15 protein-coding genes are annotated in these 18023 nt (G+C 61.4%); 3 read left to right on the forward strand and 12 right to left on the reverse strand.

Annotated features, from left to right (window positions below; genetic code table 11):
* Together JNL55_RS35455 and JNL55_RS35460 are read right to left on the reverse strand one after the other, a co-directional pair.
* Positions 1 to 553 (reverse strand): PstC family ABC transporter permease (locus JNL55_RS35455; RefSeq protein WP_293866170.1); only part of this gene is annotated, 553 nt, incomplete at its 3' end.
* A 186-nt stretch (positions 554 to 739) separates the two neighbouring features.
* Positions 740 to 1744 carry a PstS family phosphate ABC transporter substrate-binding protein gene (locus JNL55_RS35460; protein WP_293866173.1) on the reverse strand — a complete coding sequence of 335 codons (1005 nt, stop codon included), beginning with the start codon at positions 1742 to 1744 and terminating at the stop codon, positions 740 to 742.
* Positions 1745 to 2019: 275 nt separating this feature from the next.
* Between JNL55_RS35460 and dapE the strand changes: the two genes are divergently transcribed.
* Complete coding sequence (dapE, locus tag JNL55_RS35465) at positions 2020 to 3165, forward strand: succinyl-diaminopimelate desuccinylase (RefSeq protein ID WP_293866176.1); 1146 nt, start codon at positions 2020 to 2022, stop codon at positions 3163 to 3165.
* A 41-nt stretch (positions 3166 to 3206) separates the two neighbouring features.
* Here dapE and JNL55_RS35470 read toward each other — a convergent pair whose 3' ends face one another.
* From JNL55_RS35470 to JNL55_RS35505, 8 genes are all read right to left on the reverse strand, one after another.
* Positions 3207 to 3734, reverse strand: a complete 528-nt coding sequence (locus JNL55_RS35470) for a disulfide bond formation protein B (protein WP_293866179.1) — start codon at positions 3732 to 3734, stop codon at positions 3207 to 3209.
* 3 nt (positions 3735 to 3737) lie between these two features.
* Entirely contained in the window at positions 3738 to 4490 is a 753-nt protein-coding gene (phoU, locus tag JNL55_RS35475; protein ID WP_293866182.1) for a phosphate signaling complex protein PhoU, read from the reverse strand.
* 116 nt (positions 4491 to 4606) lie between these two features.
* A complete protein-coding gene (locus tag JNL55_RS35480; RefSeq protein ID WP_293866185.1) occupies positions 4607 to 5965 on the reverse strand; it encodes a putative porin in 1359 nt (452 codons plus the stop codon).
* A 265-nt stretch (positions 5966 to 6230) separates the two neighbouring features.
* The gene (gene phoR / locus JNL55_RS35485; RefSeq protein ID WP_293866188.1) at positions 6231 to 7565 is read right to left on the reverse strand and encodes a phosphate regulon sensor histidine kinase PhoR; all 1335 of its coding nucleotides are present in this window, start codon (positions 7563 to 7565) and stop codon (positions 6231 to 6233) included.
* A gap of 3 nt (positions 7566 to 7568) precedes the next feature.
* Positions 7569 to 8264, reverse strand: a complete 696-nt coding sequence (phoB, locus tag JNL55_RS35490; protein WP_293866191.1) for a phosphate regulon transcriptional regulator PhoB — start codon at positions 8262 to 8264, stop codon at positions 7569 to 7571.
* 165 nt (positions 8265 to 8429) lie between these two features.
* Positions 8430 to 9101 carry a tRNA (adenosine(37)-N6)-threonylcarbamoyltransferase complex dimerization subunit type 1 TsaB gene (tsaB, locus tag JNL55_RS35495; protein ID WP_293866194.1) on the reverse strand — a complete coding sequence of 224 codons (672 nt, stop codon included), beginning with the start codon at positions 9099 to 9101 and terminating at the stop codon, positions 8430 to 8432.
* Positions 9102 to 9105: 4 nt separating this feature from the next.
* The gene (locus JNL55_RS35500) at positions 9106 to 11112 is read right to left on the reverse strand and encodes an ATP-dependent DNA helicase (protein WP_293866197.1); all 2007 of its coding nucleotides are present in this window, start codon (positions 11110 to 11112) and stop codon (positions 9106 to 9108) included.
* Positions 11112 to 11555: a hypothetical protein gene (locus JNL55_RS35505; protein ID WP_293866200.1), complete on the reverse strand. Its 444-nt coding sequence runs from the start codon at positions 11553 to 11555 to the stop codon at positions 11112 to 11114. Before JNL55_RS35505 ends, JNL55_RS35500 begins: the two co-directional genes overlap by 1 nt.
* Positions 11556 to 11750: 195 nt before the next feature.
* Between JNL55_RS35505 and JNL55_RS35510 the strand changes: the two genes are divergently transcribed.
* A complete protein-coding gene (locus tag JNL55_RS35510; RefSeq protein WP_293866203.1) occupies positions 11751 to 13511 on the forward strand; it encodes a phosphoenolpyruvate carboxykinase (GTP) in 1761 nt (586 codons plus the stop codon).
* Between the two features lie 112 nt (positions 13512 to 13623).
* On the opposite strand, the gene JNL55_RS35515 is transcribed toward JNL55_RS35510, so the two are convergent.
* Positions 13624 to 14538, reverse strand: a complete 915-nt coding sequence (locus JNL55_RS35515; protein ID WP_293866206.1) for an adenylate/guanylate cyclase domain-containing protein — start codon at positions 14536 to 14538, stop codon at positions 13624 to 13626.
* A 257-nt stretch (positions 14539 to 14795) separates the two neighbouring features.
* On the opposite strand from JNL55_RS35515, the gene JNL55_RS35520 reads away from it, so the two are divergent.
* Positions 14796 to 16151, forward strand: a complete 1356-nt coding sequence (locus JNL55_RS35520) for a M20/M25/M40 family metallo-hydrolase (RefSeq protein WP_293866209.1) — start codon at positions 14796 to 14798, stop codon at positions 16149 to 16151.
* 300 nt (positions 16152 to 16451) lie between these two features.
* Here the strand turns inward: JNL55_RS35520 and JNL55_RS35525 are convergent.
* A partial coding sequence (locus JNL55_RS35525) for a CocE/NonD family hydrolase (RefSeq protein WP_293866212.1) occupies positions 16452 to 18023 on the reverse strand: 1572 nt, incomplete at its 5' end.

Consider the following 18023-nt stretch of genomic DNA (forward strand, 5'->3'; position numbering starts at 1 on the left):
CATCTTCGCTCACCGAAGCGACATAAGGCACGATCATCAAGCCGATCACCAAGCCGGCGCTGAGCATGTTGAAGCCCGGCAGCTCGGGGAAAATCATTTGCAACAACGGCGTCACCGCCGTCAGCGCGAAGTAGCCGTACACGACGGTCGGCACCGCGCCCAGCAGTTCAAGAATGGGTTTGACGGTTTCGCGCAGCCGGTGCGACGCGAACTCACTCAAGTAGATGGCGATGATGGTGCCCACCGGCACCGCCACGATCAAAGCAACCATGGTGGTCGTCAGCGTGCCCGCCACCAGCGGCAGGATGCCGTAATGGGCATCCGCGAACAGCGGCGTCCACATGGTGTCGGTGAGAAATTCTTTCAGCGTGACGTGCTCGAAGAACGCCGCCGACTCGCTCAACAGGATGACCACGATGGCCAGCGTGGTGAACACCGCCACCAGGCCAGCCGCAAGCAGCAGCGTTTCGATGATGCGATCACGGATCTTGCGGTAGCGCAGGCCGCTCCGCGAAATCAGCTCTGCCGACTTGGTCGACGTATTGGAAGCCATAAGTACCCGCTGCTAGTCACGCACCCAGGGCGCGCCTTCTGACGCGGGCCTCGTACCCGCGAAAGGGCGTCATTGTAGTGGCATGACGCCCCCGATCCCAGACTTGTAGACCTGCTGCGGCGGGACTCCCGGTGAAGGGGAGCCCCAGGAATCCCGCCGATGAGGTCGCTTTTGGTTAAAACCCGATTACAGCTTGCCTTCGCGGGCCAGCAGCTTGTCGATGGTCACGCCGACTTCCGGCACGCCGCCGAACACCGTGCCCATCTTGCCGTCGGCGAAGTGCTTCAGCGCCAGCTTGTACGCTTCGGCCGGCAGCGGCACATAACCCACTTCCTTGGCCAGCTGGGCACCGTCGGTCAGGTAGAACTGGATGAACTCCTTGATCTCGGCGCGGGCAGCGGACGTGTCACGCACATAGATGAACAGCGGGCGCGACAGCGGGTTGTAGGTACCGTCGTTCACCGCCTCGATGCTCGGACCGACTTCCTTGCCCTGCGGATTCACGATCGGCACAGCGCGCATCTTGTCCTTGTGCGCGATGTAGTACGCGTAGCCGAAGTAGCCGATCGCGTTCTTGTTGTTCTCCACGCCCTGCACCAGGGTGTTGTCGTCTTCGCTGGCGGTGTAGTCGCCGCGGCTGGCCTTGGCCTTACCGTTCACCGCTTCGGTGAAGTAGTCGAAGGTGCCCGAGTCGGCGCCAGGGCCGAACAGCATCAGCGGCTGCGCCGGCCATTCCGAACGCACCTGATTCCACTTGGTGACGCGGCTTTGCGAGGCCGGCTCCCACATCTTCTTCAGGTCGGCAACGGTCAGCGACTTGACGAAGGTGTTGGCCGGATTGACCACCACGGTCAGCGCGTCGAATGCGACCGGCAGTTCCAGGTACTTGATGCCAGCCGCTTTGCACAGCTCCATCTCTTCTTTAAGGATGGGGCGCGAGGCGTTGGAAATGTCGGTCTCGCCACGGCAGAAGCGCTTGAAGCCGCCACCGGTGCCGGCGATGCCGACGGTGACGCGAACCTTGCCCTTCTTGGAAATCTGGAATTCTTCCGCGACCGCCTCGGCGATCGGAAACACGGTGCTGGAGCCGTCGATCTTGATGACGCTCTGCGCGTGCGCGAACTGCGGCGCGGCGACCGCCGCGAAGCCCGTCAGGACTACCGACGCGCCAAATTTGTGCCACAACTTCATTGACTTGAACCTCGTTATGAGTGTGAGGACTGAGATACTTATTAGCTAGCTGGCGGGGAGTCTGACGGCCTTCGATGACAGTCGTATTACAGGCCGCGAGGTTCGTGCGAACGGCCGTCATCAAGGCGTAACACGCAGTCGTGACCGTTGCTAAACCGTCGTGGCGTGAACGAGTTAGCGTGCGGCTCATCGTCGGACTTGCGACGCGGGGCAACCCTGGCTATAAGACCGCGCGCCCTACCCTTGCTTGGTTCCTTAGCCTGGAGCTCACGCCCTTGTCGACTCTCGCCGACGACCCGACCCTGCTGCTGACTCAAGACCTGATCCGTCGTCCCTCGGTCAGCCCCGAGGATCTGGGTTGTCTGCAAGTGATCGCCCAGCGCCTGGAAGCGGCCGGCTGCCGCATCGAGCGCATGCCGTTCGGCCCGGTCGAAAACCTGTGGGCCCGCCACGGCACCGAGCGGCCGGTACTGTGCTTCGCCGGTCATAGCGACGTGGTGCCCACCGGCCCGCGTGAGGAATGGGCCACCGATCCGTTCGACCCGGTAATCAAGGACGGGATCATGTACGGACGCGGCACCGCCGACATGAAGAGCGGCCTGGCCGCCATGGTCACCGCCGCCGAACGCTTCCTCGCCAAACACCCGGACCACAAAGGCAGCCTGGCTTTTTTGTTGACCAGCGATGAAGAAGGCCCGTCGGTGGACGGCACGCGCCGCGTGGTGGAAGTGCTCGAGGCGCGTAATGAAAAAATCGACTACTGCATCGTCGGCGAACCGAGCAGCACCAAAGAACTCGGCGACGTCATCAAGATCGGCCGTCGCGGCTCGCTATCCGGCAAGCTGACAGTGCACGGCGTGCAAGGTCACATCGCCTACCCGCACCTCGCGGACAACCCGGTGCATGCCGTTGCGCCCGCCTTGGCGGAGCTGGCGGCGCGCACTTGGGACAAAGGCAACGATTTCTTCCAGCCGACGACTTTCCAGATCTCCAACATCAGTGCCGGCACCGGCGCGCCCAACGTCATTCCCGGCGAATTGAAAGCGCGCTTCAACCTGCGCTTCTCCACCGAACAGACCGTGGACAAGCTGCAGTCGACCATCACCGAGATCCTGAACCGTCACAAGGTGAACTATTCGTTGGAATGGTTCGTGTCCGGCCTGCCCTTCTTCACCGCGCCCGGCGCGTTGTCCAAGGCGGCGACGCAAGCGATTCAAGAGTTGGTGAATGTGACGCCGGAATTGTCGACCACCGGCGGCACTTCGGACGGCCGCTTCATTGCGCCCACTGGCGCGCAGGTCGTGGAGCTGGGCGTGATCAACGCCACCATTCACAAGGTGAATGAAAGCGTGCGTATCGACGATGTAGTGAAGCTCGCGGAAATCTACGAGCGCACCATCGAGCTGATGCTCGCGAAGTAACCGATGAGAGCGACAAGACCGGCCTCTGGCCGGTCTTGCAGTTAGAAGCGAAGGGTATTGGCGCGGGACTTCTTGGACTTGGCGACGATGTTCACCAGCACGGCCCACGAGCCCAAGCCCACCAGCGCGATCAACACCCACCAGGGCATGGACAGGCCCAGCAAGGTCCAATCGATCTTGCCGCACTCGCCGGAGCCGAACAGCACTTTGTTGACCACCTCGGTCACCGGCATGATTTCCAGCAGATAGTTCAGATCGGCGCCGCAAGCCGCGACGCTGCCGGGCGGCTGCGCCTGAATCCAGATATGACGCGCTGAAATGCCGATACCGATCAGCGCCGCCAGATCGATGAGCAGGCCGTAGCCAATCGCGCCGCCTCGGCTGGACGGGTTGTGAAGCGCGGCGAGCAAGAACAACACGCCCACCGAAATCACAGCAACGCGCTGAAAGATACACAGCGGGCACGGCTCCAAACCGAGCACGTGCTGTGCGTACAGCGCGTACCCCATCAGAGCCGCACATGCCAGGAAGCCCAGCGCGTTACCCGCGCGACGATTGACTGTCAGCATGTATCAGCGGGCGGGCGGCAGAGCGTCCTGCTGACGCTGCGAACGGGACTGCAGATGCTTTTCCACGTCTTCCATGGACAGATGACGAATGTCTTTGCCGTGGACCATGTAGACCACGTATTCGCAAACGTTCTTGGCGTGATCGCCGATGCGCTCCAGCGCACGCGCCACCCACAACACGTCCAGGGCACGACGAATGGTGCGCGGATCTTCCATCATGAACGTGATGCACTGGCGCTGGATGGCTTCGAACTCTTCGTCCACCAGCCGGTCCTTTTTGGCGATGGCCACCGCGCCTTCCGGATCGAGGCGCGCGAACGCGTCGAGCGCTTCATGCACCATGTCGCCGACCAGCCGGCCGAGATGCTTGATTTCGCGATAACGGTCCGCCGGGCGCTCCACTGCCGCGAGGCGCGAACCGATGTAGCCGATTTTTTCGGCTTCGTCGCCGATGCGCTCCAGGTCCGTGATGGTCTTGATGACCGCGACGATCAAGCGCAGGTCGGAGGCCGCTGGGCTACGCGTTGCCAGGATGCGGCTGCAATCGTCGTCGATGGCCACTTCCATGGCGTTCACTTTCTGATCGCCGCGCGCCACCTGCTCGCCCAGCCGGCTGTCGCCCTGAACCAGGGCCGCCACCGCCTGCTTGAGCTGTTCTTCGACGAAACCGCCCATCTGCAGCACGTTGGTACGCACGCGCTCCAGGTCGTCGTTGTAGCGACTCAGAATGTGATGAGAGAGATCGGACTTTTCCATGACATCACCTATTAGATCGTTGGTTGTATAACCTGCGGACCGGCAAAAGAAAAGAGCAAAGAAAAAGGGCGACGGAGCGCCTTGCGCCCGCCGCCCCATTCAAGCCTCGGCAACAATTAGAACTTGACGTTGAAGTCCAGCTGCAGACGATCGTAGTCGATCTCGGTCTGACCCGAGCTCGCCGGACGGTCGACGTTGCGCTTGTTGAGGAAGTAGGTCGCGTTCAGCGTCCAGTTCTTGATCGGCGTATAGCCGGCACGCAGCACCCAGCCCTCGGTGTCGGACACACCCGCGCCGAAGTCCGAATCGATCAGCTGCGCGAACAACGCATCCTTCTCGATGACCTGGTACAGGGCACCCACTTCCCAGGTGCGGTAGTTGGAAGCCTTGCCCAACAGCACGCCCGCCGACCACGCCGTATCCAGATCGCTCGGATCCTGGTTCTGCGCCACGTCCGCCCAGATCTGCAGCGGCAGCGCACCGATCTGAGTGTTGAACTCGGCGCTCAGGTTGATGACTTCGTAATCGTTCAACAACACCGCCGTGGCCGGCGTGCCGACGTTCACCGTCGTGTTGCCGTTGGCGCTGCTGTTGTAGAACGGCGCACGGCCCTGCCCTGCGCTCAGATCATAGTAGTGAGCCGCGAGCATCAAGGTGCTGCTACCGATCGGCAGACGCGTGCCGATCTGCAAGCCGTGCAACATCGTGTCGGCAGTGCGCGTGGTTTCCAGACCCGACTGTTCGGTGAGCCAGTAGTTGTACGCGGTACCGAAGAAGATGCCGCTGTTGAAGCCGACCGCCAAACCTTCCGGATTGATGTCGTTGTCCCAGAACAAGCTCTGGCCCGGCTTGACGAACGGCTGCTTCATCTTGCCGCCGATCAAGTTACCCCACGAGGCGAACTTCCAATCGAAGTAAGCCAGGTCGAGGTCCAGGCTCTTGCGCGAGAACGAGCCGGTGAGCGTCTGGTTCGAGGAACGCGGATCGCCGTTTTCGGTGGTCGCGAAGCCGACGCCGACGGTGATGTTGTCGGTCGCCTTGGCAACCGCGTTGACGCGGGCACGCACGCGATCGCGATAACGATCGGCCGTTTGCACGCCACCGCTCAGCGTTTCGTCGCTGATCATTTCGTAGCGGTAACGCACATCGCCGGTGATGGCCAGCTTGCCGGCCCAGTCGGCGCCCTTGACCTTGCTGACTTCCGCGGCCTGCTGGGCGGCTTCTTTGCGCAAGCCCTTGGCTTCGGCCTTCAGATAATCATCGTTGGCCTGCAGCTTTTCATCGGCGGCCTTGAGATTGTCGTTCTCTTGCTTGAGCTGAGTGTTTTCCTGCTCCAGCTTATCGACCCGCTGCAACAGTCCTTCGAGCTGCTCGCGGATCTGCGCCAAATCGTTATTGGGACTCGCGGCAAAGGCGCCCATCGGCACCGAGGACAGTGCAGTCGCGACCGCGGCTGCGAGGACGAGATTCTTCACGGGGGATGTCTCCGTTTGTTTCATAACCTGACCAGACAAATCGACTTGTTGAAGTGGCCGCGCTGCTGCGCGTGTCGGACAGGCGTTATACGGCGGAGTTATTACAACAATGTTTCAATCGACGTGATCATCAAGCAATGCGCCGTTGTTGTGAATTTGACCCGAGTGCCAACGCACCCGCGGCAATCTGTGTTGCGCACGCGTTTATGACATGCCAGTGACGCGGCACCGGCATGACAAGGATGTTACAAACGACGAAAAAGAATCAGGCGATGGCGAGAACGTCAGCACTGCGTGCGACGACGCGAGCGCTCGGGAAATGACAAGTGAAGGTGCTACCCACGCCTTCCTTACTTTGCACCTGTAGCGTGGCGTCGTGGCGCTGTAAGGCGTGTTTGACGATGGCCAACCCCAGCCCCGAGCCGCCCATGCTGCGCGCTCGGCCCGGATCGACGCGATAGAACCGCTCCGTCAAGCGCGGGATGTGTTCTTCAGCGATGCCCATGCCGGTGTCGCGCACCGACAGATGCGCGCCGTCATCGTCGACCCACCAGCGCAACTCGATCTCCCCTTCCACCGGCGTGTATTTCACCGCGTTGGAGATCAGATTCGACGCAATCGAATGCAACTCGGACTCGACGCCTTTCAACAGCGCGTCGCTCTGCAACTCCAGGCGCACGTTGCGAGGATGCGCCTCGAGCGCCATCACTTCCTTGCGCAATAGCGACAGCATGCCGGCCATGTCGACCGGTTGCTCCTCTTGCGTGTGTTCGCCGGATTCGAGCTTGGACAGTTCCAACAGATCCTTGATGATGGTGCGCATCCGCTCGGCTTGGCGACGCATCTCCAGCACCGGCGAATTCCACGCCGGATCCAGTGCGTCATCGTCGGCGAGCGCATCCAGATAACCGCTGATCACAGTCAGCGGCGAGCGCAACTCGTGCGAAGCGTTGGCGACGAAGTCCTTGCGCATGTGCTGCAGCTGTTGTTCCTGGCTCACGTCGCGAACCATCAGCAACTGCCGTTCGGCAGTGCCAGTGCGCACCACGTTGAAAGCCAACCAGCGGTCGGTCTCCAGGTCCTCCACGACGGCGCCGTCGCTGGGATAGCCGGTCTTCAAGTACTCGACGAAGCTCGGATGCCGCACCAGGTTTTCGATACGAATGCCGACGTCGCGCTTACGACGCAGCCGCAGCCATTCGCCGGCGCGACCGTTGAACCACAGGATTTCGTGATCGGGCCCGAGCAACACCGCGCCTTCGGGCATCGCGGTGGTGAGACGACGGAACTCGCGCAGTAGTCCGGTCACTCGGGCGCGATGAAACTGTTTGCGACGATAGATGCGGCTGATGATGGTCACGACTTCTCCCCACACGCCGCTGATGTCGGGCGGGGATTCGACCCGGCGGTTACGCAGCCAGTACTCCACACGCAGTACGTTCCATAGCTGCACGATCGAATAGATGCCGAGCACGATGGCCAGCACCAGCGCGACGCGGCCCAACGCCAGGCCCAGCAGCCAGGCAGCCAGCAACGCGATACAGAGCCGGGATACCGATTGCCAGCCCGACGGCGAAAAGGCACTCAGTATCTTCTTCAACGGCTACTCCGCGCGCGTTGAGAACCGGTACCCGGAGCCTCGCACGGTCTGGATGAAACGGTCGTAGCTGAAAGCTTCGAGCGCCTTACGCAAGCGACGGATGTGCACATCGACCGTTCGTTCTTCCACATAAACATTGCCGCCCCACACGCGATCCAGGAGCTGAGCGCGACTGTACACCCGCTCCGCGTGCGTCATGAAGAAGGACAGCAGCCTATACTCGGTCGGTCCGAGCTGCACAGTGCGGTCGCCCACGGTGACGCGGTGACCGGCCGCATCCAGCACCAGGCCTTCGGCTTCGATCAACTCTTCGCCGCTGCCGTTGGTCGATCTACGCAAAACTGCATTGATTCGCGCCAACAGCTCGCGCGGCGAGAACGGCTTGGTGACGTAGTCATCGGCGCCGCTATCCAGGCCCATGACCTTGTCCTGCTCTTCGGCGCGCGCGGTGAGCATGATCACCGGCACTTCCTGAGTTTCCTTGTCGCGCTTCAAAGCGCGGGTCAATTCGAGACCGCTCATGTCCGGCAACATCCAGTCGATCAGCACCAGGTCGGGGCGCTGGTCGGCGATGCTGGCGCGGGCGGCGCTCACGTCGGCGGCCTCGCGCACCTCGAAACCACTGCGTCGGAGTCCGAACGCAATCATTTCGCGGATCGGCCGCTCATCTTCGACGATCAGTATCTGCTTGGTTGCCATGAAGGTATGAGGCTAGCAAATCAATGACATGGATGACGGAGCACATTACAGCAATGAAGTATTACAGTCCCATTACGCAAAGCGCGGAATTTGGCGGACAGATGACAAAGCTGCGAATTCGTGACGATAAACGCGGCTTTATTGCAGGCTCTTTACAGGCCCTCGTCAGGGGACTTTGACGTGCGCGACCTGATCGCGAATGTAAACCGGCTCGGCCTCGGCGGCCGGCTTGGCCCGGCCGGCGCGAAATTCCGGTTCGGCGAGTAATGCGATATCGCTGGCCTTGGGCAGCGTCACTTCATGAATGACGCGCGCACCGGTCGCCAGTCGCTCGGTCAGCTTGGGATAAGCCTTGAAGCCGGTGCCAGCCAAAGTGCTGTAATCGCCTTCATCGACTGCGTCCGGTGCATCGACCCGCTCGGCCGCGAGCGGCGTGACCAACTCACTCCCCTGCTCGCGCACGAAGCTCGACCAATACACCTGCTCCATCCGCGCATCCATGCACACCAGGACCCGATCGCCGGGTTGCGCCACTTGCTGGGCAACGGCGGCGAGATTGGACACACCCACCGTCTTCAAGCCCGCACCGAAAGCCAGCCCCTGAACCACACCGACCGCGATTCGCACGCCGGTGAACGCGCCTGGCCCGCGCCCGTAAGCGATGCCGTCGAGGTCGGCCAACTTCAAGCCCGCCTCTTGCAGCACCGACTCGACCATCGGCAACACCAAATCGCCATGACCGCGCGGCATCTCGATGGCGCGCTCGATCACCTGCCCGTCGATGCGTAGCGCGACGGAGCAACGTTCAGTAGCAGTATCGATGGCGAGCAGGCGCATGGAATTACCAATCAATCGCAGCGGAAGGGTTCATGGCGTCCGGATCCGGCGCCAGACCGATCTCGCTCAATCTCTCATATAAGAACTGTTGCACGTCGACCAGGTTCTCGGTACGCGGCATGGTCGGCAGACTGTCGAGGAAGATTCGTCCGTAGCCCTTGGTCCGCAAACGCTCATCGCACAACATGATGACGCCGAAGTCGTTCGGGTCTCGCATCAAGCGGCCGACGCCTTGTTTCAAGGTAATCACCGCCTGCGGAATCTGCTCTTCGAAGAACGCATTGCCGCCGCGACGCTCGATGGCTTCGAGCCGGGCTTTGAGCACCGGATCGTCGGGTGCGGCGAACGGCAGCTTGTCGATGATCACCACCGACAGTGCCGCGCCTTTCACATCGACGCCTTCCCAGAAACTGCTCGTGCCCAACAGCACCGCGTTGCCTCGCTCGCGAAATCTGGTCAACAAAGCTTCGCGGGGCGCGTCGCCTTGAACCAGCACAGGAAACGGCAGTGCCGGACCGAGACGCGCGAGTAACAGGTCAGCTGCTTCACGCAAAGCTCGATGGCTGGTGAACAACATGAACGCGCGACCGCCGCTGGCTCTCAGCACCGGCAACGCTGCGTCCACCACGCTCGCGGTATGTTTTGGCGACGACGGCGGCGGCAACCCTTTCGGCAGATACAGCATCGTCTGCGACTCGTAGTCGAACGGGCTACCGAAGCGTGCCGTGCGCGCATCGTTCAGCCCAATGCGTTCGATGAAATGATCGAAGCTTTCGCCGATGGCCAGCGTCGCCGACGTGCATACCCAGGCCGCGGCGTTGGCTTGCACCAGAGCACCGAGTTGTTCGGCCACGTCGAGCGGCACCAGATGAAACGAAACGCCGCGCGTCGCGCCTTGAATGCTGATCTGCGCCCAACGCACGCTCGGTTCGCTGGCCGCGGATTCTTCTTCGATCAACGAACCCAAGCGGCTCGATGCTTCGACACAGCGCCGCCGTAAATTGGCGAGCCCGGTGCTGTCTTTGGCAGCTTCGGTCAGCGATTGAACCAGGTCGTCCAGCGTAGTGCGCAGGTTCGCCAGCCCTTCGATCACCAGCGACGGCCAATCCTTGAATTCGCAGCGCTCGCGCCGCGTGCCGAGTGCGTCTTGCACGTCGATGAGCTGACGATCGATGGTCTGTGCAAAGGTCGCGGAGACCGCCTGTTGCGGACCGCTCAATAACAACTCGCCGGCCAGATCGCGCGCCAACGCTTGCAGCTGCCGACTCGAAACCGTGAAGCCGAGAAAGTTCGACGCGACTTCCGGCAGTTGATGAGCCTCGTCGATGATGATGGCGTCCGCGCCCGGCAACAGATCGCCGAAGCCCTCTTCCTTGAGCACCAGGTCAGCCATCAACAAATGATGATTCACGACCACGATGTCCGCGCCCTGCGCATTTCGGCGCGCATTCACCACGTGACAGCTATCGAAAGACGGGCACTCAGGACCGAGACAATTGTCCCGCGTCGACGTGACCCACGGCCACACCGGATCCGAATCGCTGAGTTGTGCGAGCTCGGAAATATCGCCGCCTTTGGTCGCGTGCGACCAAGCTCTGACCCGCGGTAACGCAGTGGCGACTTCACGCCGCAAGCCGCGCGAGATGGCTTGTTGTTCGGCAACTTCGAGCCGATGCAAACAAAGATAGTTGGAGCGCCCTTTCAACAACGCGACGCGCGCCGGCCGGCCGATAGCCGCGCTCACCGTCGGCAGATCGCGATGAAACAACTGATCCTGCAGATTGCGCGTGCCGGTGGAGACGATGACTCGACGACCCGACAACAACGCCGGCACCAGATACGCGAACGTCTTGCCGGTGCCGGTGCCGGCTTCGACGATCAAGCGGCCATGCGAACGCAGTGTTTGCCACACCTGTTCCGCCATGGCGATCTGTTCGTCACGCGTGGCAAAGCCCGGGATCGCTGTGGCCAGCGGCCCTTCGCTGCCGAAGATTTCCTCGAAGTCCTGCATCAATTAAAGGTAGCGCGAAAGCGCGCCAACGCGGTGGCGCCTGGGGCCAGCGGATTACGCAATCGCCAGCGAATGTGGGTGTAGCTCTCGGGCGGCGCACGAGTCCGGCCGTCCGCCATCTTCAAGTCGGCGGCGCGACCGTAAGTCTGACCGCCATCGATGGAAAACTCGATCTCGGCCGCCGGCCCAGCGGCCGAGCCCGGCAGATACGTGGTGTTGGCCGGGATCAGCTGACTGACCTGGACCTTATTGGCAAAGACTGGCGTTGGGTTGGTGATTTTGACGGTGTAATGCACGACCTGGCCCTGCGACAAGCGCCTGGCGGGAACCAGCCGAAAGCTCGGCCGCTCCGGCGTACCGACGCTTTCGCGCACTTCGGCGACCAATTGGGTGCGCAACTCGACCGCTTCCGTGGCCCAGGCCACAGTGGCGAACGTTGTCATGCACACCATTACTAAAACTAAGGATTTCATTCAGTTACGCAGATTTCTCGGCTTGATGTCGCTGGCGGGCATCGAGTTATGCCTAATCCGCGCGTTAAGGAACCCGACAAGCCATGCAGCGCGGGAGGCGCTGGGTATAATCGCCGCCACTAATAGATTTATGAGTTTTCATGAAACCGCGAGGTTGCCGTTCTAATGTCCACGTCTAATGCATCGCTGAAACGCTGGGTGGAGGAAGTCGCCCGTTTGACCCAGCCCGACTCCATCCACTGGTGTAACGGGTCCGATGCCGAAAACGCCACGCTCATCGAAGCGATGCTCAAGAGCGGCGATCTTATCAAGCTCAACCAAGAGACCCACCCTAATTGCTACCTGCATCGCTCCAGTCCTTCGGACGTGGCGCGAGTCGAGCACCTGACGTTCGTCTGTACGCGCAATAAGGAAGACGCGGGTCCGAACAATCATTGGATGGATCCGGCCGACGCCCATCGCAAGATCGACGACCTGTTCGCCGGCGCGATGAAGGGCCGGACCCTGTACGTGATCCCGTACTGCATGGGCCCGATCGATTCGCCGTTCGCCCGTTGCGGCGTCGAGATCACCGATAGCCCGTACGTCGTCGTCAACATGCGACTGATGACGCGCATGGGCGACGCCGCCCTGAAGCGCATCGAGCGCGACGACTCGTTCGTCAAAGGCCTGCATTCCATCGGCGACCTGAACCCGGATCGTCGCTTCATCATGCACTTCCCCGAAGAGCTCACCATCAAGAGCGTCGGCTCGGGTTACGGCGGCAACGCGCTGCTGGGTAAGAAGTGTCATGCGCTGCGCATCGCCAGCTACCAGGCTCGCGAAGAAGGCTGGCTCGCCGAACACATGTTGCTGATGGGCTTGCAGAGCCCCGAAGGCAAGACCCATTACATCGCCGCGGCCTTCCCGTCCGCGTGCGGCAAGACCAACCTCGCCATGCTGGTGCCGCCGGAATCCATGCCGGGTTGGAAGATCTGGACGTTGGGCGACGACATCAGCTGGCTGCATGTCGATGCTGAAGGTCAGTTGCGCGCCATCAACCCGGAGTCGGGTTATTTCGGCGTGGTCCCGGGCACCAACCGCAAGACCAATTGCAACGCCTTCGACATGATCCAACGCGACACCATTTTCACCAACGTCGCGGTGACCGAAGACAATCAGCCTTGGTGGGAAGGCCTCGAGACCGGCAAGCCGGCATTGGATTGGCAGGGCAAGCCGTACACCGGCACCGGCCCGGCCGCTCATCCGAATTCGCGCTTCACTGTCTCGGCCAAACAGAACCCGATTTACTCCTCGCTGGCCGACGCGCCGGAAGGCGTGCCGATTTCTGCGATCCTGTTCGGTGGTCGCCGTCGCGAAGTCGCGCCGCTGGTTTATGAAGCGCGCAATTGGGCGCACGGCGTGCTGGTCGGTGCGGGCATGGCGTCCGAGACGACGGCCGCTGCCGTCGGTCAGATGGGCGTGGTGCGTCGTGACTCGATGGCCATGAAGCCGTTCGCCGGTTACAACTTCGCCGACTACTTCAGCCATTGGCTGAAGCTGGGCAACGCCAAGAACGCCAGCAAGCTGCCCAAGATTTTCCACGTCAACTGGTTCCGCCAGGATCGCAACGGCAAGTTCATGTGGCCGGGCTTCGGCGAAAACCTGCGCGTGCTGCGTTGGGTTGCCGACCGCTGCGACGGCAAGGCCGAGGCCATCGAGACGCCGATCGGTTTCCTGCCCCGCAAGCAGGACCTGGACATCCATGGCTTGAACATGGATCAGGCGACGCTGGAAACGCTGTTGTCCATCGATGCCGCCGCCTGGCGCCAGGAAGTGGACGCCATCGGCACGTATCTGGATGAGTTCGGCAGCCGAGTGCCCAGCCAGCTGCGCGAAGAGCTGAAGAGCGTGGCCTCGCGGCTGGAAAGCGCTAACGCCGCTTAAGAGCTGTTACTGACGATACGAAGGCGGCGATACCCCAAAGGTGTCGCCGCTTTTTTATGCGCGCCATTCCCAGCCGGCGCGAACGATTCGAAGAACAGGGAATTCGGCGGCGTTATTCTTCGCAGACGTAACGAACCGTCAGCGACGAGTTGTTCTCGGGCACGCGGCCGAAGCCGATCAGGCCCTCGCCTTTCAATTGCATGGTGTCGCGACGAACGAACGCTTCCTCGCCTTCCTTGGTGGTGACGAAGGTACCGTTGGTGCTCTGGTCCACCAGCTGAAACTTGTTACGGACCAGCTCGATCTTGGCGTGCAGCCGTGAGATCAAGTTGCCCTTGACCACGATGTCGTTTTCTTCGGCGCGGCCGATGGCGATGTTGGCGCGGCTGTCATCGACCACGATTTCCTGGCCCTGAAAGCGCAACCGCAGTCGACGCGTGCGTTGCTTGTCGCGGCTCGAAGCGGACTGGCCGAGCGCGATGGCCGGCAACATGCTGGTGGCATCTTCCTTCTGCCACAACACTTCGTACAGCTCGTCCTCGCTGGTCTTGCCCTTGAGCGTGGCCACGTCGATCTGTCGAACCGCCGATTGCCACTCCGGCGCGAGCCGCTCGACCATGGCGCTGGTGACCATGATCTGACCGGCCTTGGCCTGGCTGGTCATGCGATTGGCGGTGTGGACGGCGGCGCCGAAAATGTCCCGATTCTCGAGTACCACCGGCCCAAAGTGACCGCCGATACGAATGGCGATGGGTTGGCCTTCGACCTTGAGCTCGGCATGGATCCGGATGTCGTGTTGCATGCGACTGCCGGCGTTGATGGCGTCGTTCGCGGTCGGGAACGTGGCCATGATCTCGTCGCCGATGGTCTTGATCACAGTGCCATGATTCTGTTCGGTGGCGGCCCGCATGATCTCCACACAGGTCAGCACCATGTCACGCGCGCGCAGGTCGCCCATGACTTCGTAGATTCGCGTGCTGCCCACCACGTCGGCAAACAGGATGGCTAGTTCGATGTCCTTTCCCATGACCTCTTGGCGCTCATCGTCGTCTCGGGCCTCGTCGCCGCCCCCCTTGGTATCGGCCGGGCGCGGACGGCAGTATATACGACAACGCTACATAACCCTGCTGGATCCCACGCGGCCGGCCTAATGGAGGAGCTCGGATGCTTCAAATGGTTCCCTCACCGCCCCGGCAACGCCGGGCCCTGACCTGCGCCGGTGCCACGTTTTTGGCGCTTTTCCTAGCCTTTACCGTTCAGCTTCGACCAGCCTCGGCCCAGAGTGTGCCGGTCACCGATTGGACCGATGCCGACCTCGCAGCGGCCGCCGCCTTGCGCGACCGCGCTCTCAAAGGTACCTCGGCTTACGAACATGTGAGCTCGCTGGTAACCGAAGTCGGCCCTCGCTTGGCGGGGTCCGCCGGCGACGAGGCCGCCGTGCGCTGGGCCATGAACCGGCTCGGCAAACTGGGCTTCACCGGTGTGCGGACCCAGGACGTGCTGGTGCCACGCTGGATTCGCGGTACCACCGAAGTCACGTTGCTCGGCCCTGCCCCGCAGCCTTTGGTAGCCGCTACTTTGGGCGGCAGCATCGGCACTGCCGAGGAAGGCATCGAAGCCGGTGTAATCGAGTTCGATTCCTTGGCCTCGCTCAGCACCGGACAAGCCAGCGACATCAAGAACAAGATCGTGTTCATCAACGAGCGCATGGAACGGACGCGCGATGGCGAGGGCTACGGGAAGGTCGTCAAGAATCGTGTGCAAGGCGCGAGCGTCGCCGCGAATCTCGGCGCCGTCGCGGTGGTGATTCGATCGGTTGGGACTTCCGACGAACGTTTCGCGCACACCGGCCGCATGGTTTACGACGTGAGCGCTCCGCGTATTCCAGCGTTTTCATTATCCAACCCGGATGCCGATGTTTTGTCTCGCCAGCTCAAGACGAACAAACAAACTCGTCTGCGGGTGAAGTCGTCGGCTCGTGAGATGCCGTCGACTTGGTCAGCGAATGTCATCGGTGAGATTCCAGGAACGGATCGCGCGGGTGAGATTGTGTTGTTAGGCGCGCATTTGGATTCTTGGGACTTGGGCCAGGGCGCGTTGGATGATGGCGCCGGCGTGGCTATCGTCGTTGAAGCCGCGCGACTCATTTCGCGCATGGACCGCAAGCCGTCGCGGACTGTTCGGGTGGTTTTGTTTGCTAACGAAGAGTTTGGTTTGTCAGGTGCGAAGGAGTACGCACGCTTGATCGGCGAGGAACATGCGAAACATGTGTTGGCGATGGAAGCGGATACCGGCATCGGGCCGGTGATTCGTTTGGAAACTCAAGTTGCGCCCGAATCGCTCGGCGCCATCGAGAAGATGCGCAAGGCCATGGAACCGCTGGTCATCGACAGCGGCGTCAACACCGCCTCCGGCGGCGCCGACCTCGGCCCCCTCCGCGCTCTCGGCGTGCCGGTGTTGGATCCTGTGCTGGATGCGACATTATATTTTGATGTGCATCACACGATGAACGACACGTTGGCCAAGGTCGATGCCAAGACCCTGGACCAAACCGTTGCCGCCTACGCCGTCGCGGCCTACCTCGCCGCGACCAAACAAGGAGACTTTGGGCGGCTGTCGCCGGTGCCGTTCGACCGCTGACGCGCTAACGCGGCGCTCAATCGGCGCTGGCCTTGGTCGACCTAAGAGCTATGTTTCAAATTTTTGCCGGCGCTGGCGTTGCTCGACTTGCAAGTCACATTCCACTCAGGCCGGCACGTGTCAGCCCGACCGAGCGCTAACGAGTGCTCTCAGTCGGCACTGACTTTGGTCTACCGACGAAGTCAGGTTTCAAACGTGGCCGGCACAGCCGGCCCGGTGATGGGCAGTGTCAGGTTCGAGTAGCCGGCACGCGAAAGGATCGAGCACGCCGCGACGTGGCCCTCATTAATGGCTGCTGCGTTATTCCACCCACAGCTCCACGTGCGACGGCCGTTTCCGGTCGTGATAAATCGTCTGTCGCGCCGGGCGCGACTCAGTATCGGTGGCTACTGGGTTGCCGGTGTTCGAGTTGGGATACACATATCCGCCGGCGCTGCTCATCACCTCGATCCGAATCCGGTGTCCCGGCACAAACGTATGAGCGATATCGAACAACTCGATTCGATATTCCTGCGGCGCTGACGAATCTAGCAGCACTTCCTTCGCATACCCCTTCCGATATCGAGCCCGAATCACCCCCGCCGGCACCGCCCCAACCTTGACCGCCCGACCGTCAGGCCAAACATCAACAAGCCTCGCCACGAAATCTGTATCTCGCGCGTCCGTGCCGGCGAAGAGATTCACAAACACCGGCCCAACAGCAGTCACAGGCTTAGTCAGCACGTCCGTCGAATAAACAAGCACGTCATCGCGCTTCTCGATGTGCTGATAGTCGACAGCGTAGTGATAGTCATCGATGAAAGCCGGCACAGGATTCAACGGATCGTGCACGAAACTATCCGGCGCCTCACTGCCGGGAGCCTTCCATTGCAACAAACCGCTCTTGCCGCCACCCAAATACAATTTCTGTAGCTTGGCCTTCGACTGCGGAATCCCGTCCAGATCCCGCCACTGATGCACGCCAGTGTCATAAATCCGCGTCCGGGGAAAATCAAACGAACCCCCACTCCCCTGCAAACAACTGTCAAAAAACTTCAACTGCAACTCAGCAAAATCGACGATAGATCTCTCCGGCAAATCCAACTCACCCACCTTCCGCACCCCACCGGTGGTGGTATGCCGATGACTCCAAGGCCCAGCAATCAAATACTGTTTATCCTTGGCAGGCGAATGCGCCGCCATGCCCCGCCAATAAAACATACTGCCGGGCAACGCCGAATCGAACCACCCAGTGATGTGCAACACCGGCACATCGATGCGCGCAAAATCCGACGGAGTCAAAACGATCCGCCGCCAGTAATCATCCAACGTCGAGTGCTGTAGAAACTCGCGATACAACGGCATGCGTCGACCGAAAGCATCGTCCATGGTGAGCAACGGCCGATGCGCATCGATACGATCCATATCCAACTTGGCCGCACCGCTGTCGAACTGCGCCGTCCGGGCAGCAGTGCGATTGACCCAAGGCAAAGCCCAATCCATCCGAAAAGCGCCACCGACATAGGGCAACTCGTCGAACGGCCGGCCGACCGCCGAAGTCGACACCATGCAGGCCAACTGCGGCGGCCGTTTGGCCGCGGTCAACCACTGCACGGCGCCGAGATACGACGGCCCCATGGTGGCGACGCGCCCGTTGGACCAAGGCTGCTGGGCGAGCCAGGCAATGCTGTCGTAACCATCGTCGCCTTCGACGAACAAATATCCGAACTTGCCATCCGAATCACCGCGGCCGCGAGTGTCCTGAACCGCCAGCACATAGCCATGTCGGGAAAAGAACTCGCCCAATTCCGGTGCCTTGAGCCACTCGGTCTCGGTCTTCAAGTACGGCGTTCGCATCAGGATGGTCGGGTACTTCCCCTGCTTGGCAGGCAT

Origin of the sequence: Steroidobacter sp. (assembly GCF_016790065.1) — a bacterium.
In the GTDB taxonomy this organism is placed as follows: domain Bacteria; phylum Pseudomonadota; class Gammaproteobacteria; order Steroidobacterales; family Steroidobacteraceae; genus Steroidobacter.

Excerpts from the sequence above, each read along its gene's own strand:
- JNL55_RS35500 (WP_293866197.1), bottom strand. The coding sequence starts at position 11,112 with ATGCAGGACTTCGAGGAAATCTTCGGCAGCGAAGGGCCGCTGGCCACA.
- JNL55_RS35510 (WP_293866203.1), top strand. The coding sequence starts at position 11,751 with ATGTCCACGTCTAATGCATCGCTGAAACGCTGGGTGGAGGAAGTCGCC.
- phoU (WP_293866182.1), bottom strand. The coding sequence starts at position 4,490 with ATGGAAAAGTCCGATCTCTCTCATCACATTCTGAGTCGCTACAACGAC.
- JNL55_RS35460 (WP_293866173.1), bottom strand. The coding sequence starts at position 1,744 with ATGAAGTTGTGGCACAAATTTGGCGCGTCGGTAGTCCTGACGGGCTTC.
- tsaB (WP_293866194.1), bottom strand. The coding sequence starts at position 9,101 with ATGCGCCTGCTCGCCATCGATACTGCTACTGAACGTTGCTCCGTCGCG.
- phoB (WP_293866191.1), bottom strand. The coding sequence starts at position 8,264 with ATGGCAACCAAGCAGATACTGATCGTCGAAGATGAGCGGCCGATCCGC.
- JNL55_RS35515 (WP_293866206.1), bottom strand. The coding sequence starts at position 14,538 with ATGGGAAAGGACATCGAACTAGCCATCCTGTTTGCCGACGTGGTGGGC.
- JNL55_RS35505 (WP_293866200.1), bottom strand. The coding sequence starts at position 11,555 with ATGACAACGTTCGCCACTGTGGCCTGGGCCACGGAAGCGGTCGAGTTG.
- JNL55_RS35470 (WP_293866179.1), bottom strand. The coding sequence starts at position 3,734 with ATGCTGACAGTCAATCGTCGCGCGGGTAACGCGCTGGGCTTCCTGGCA.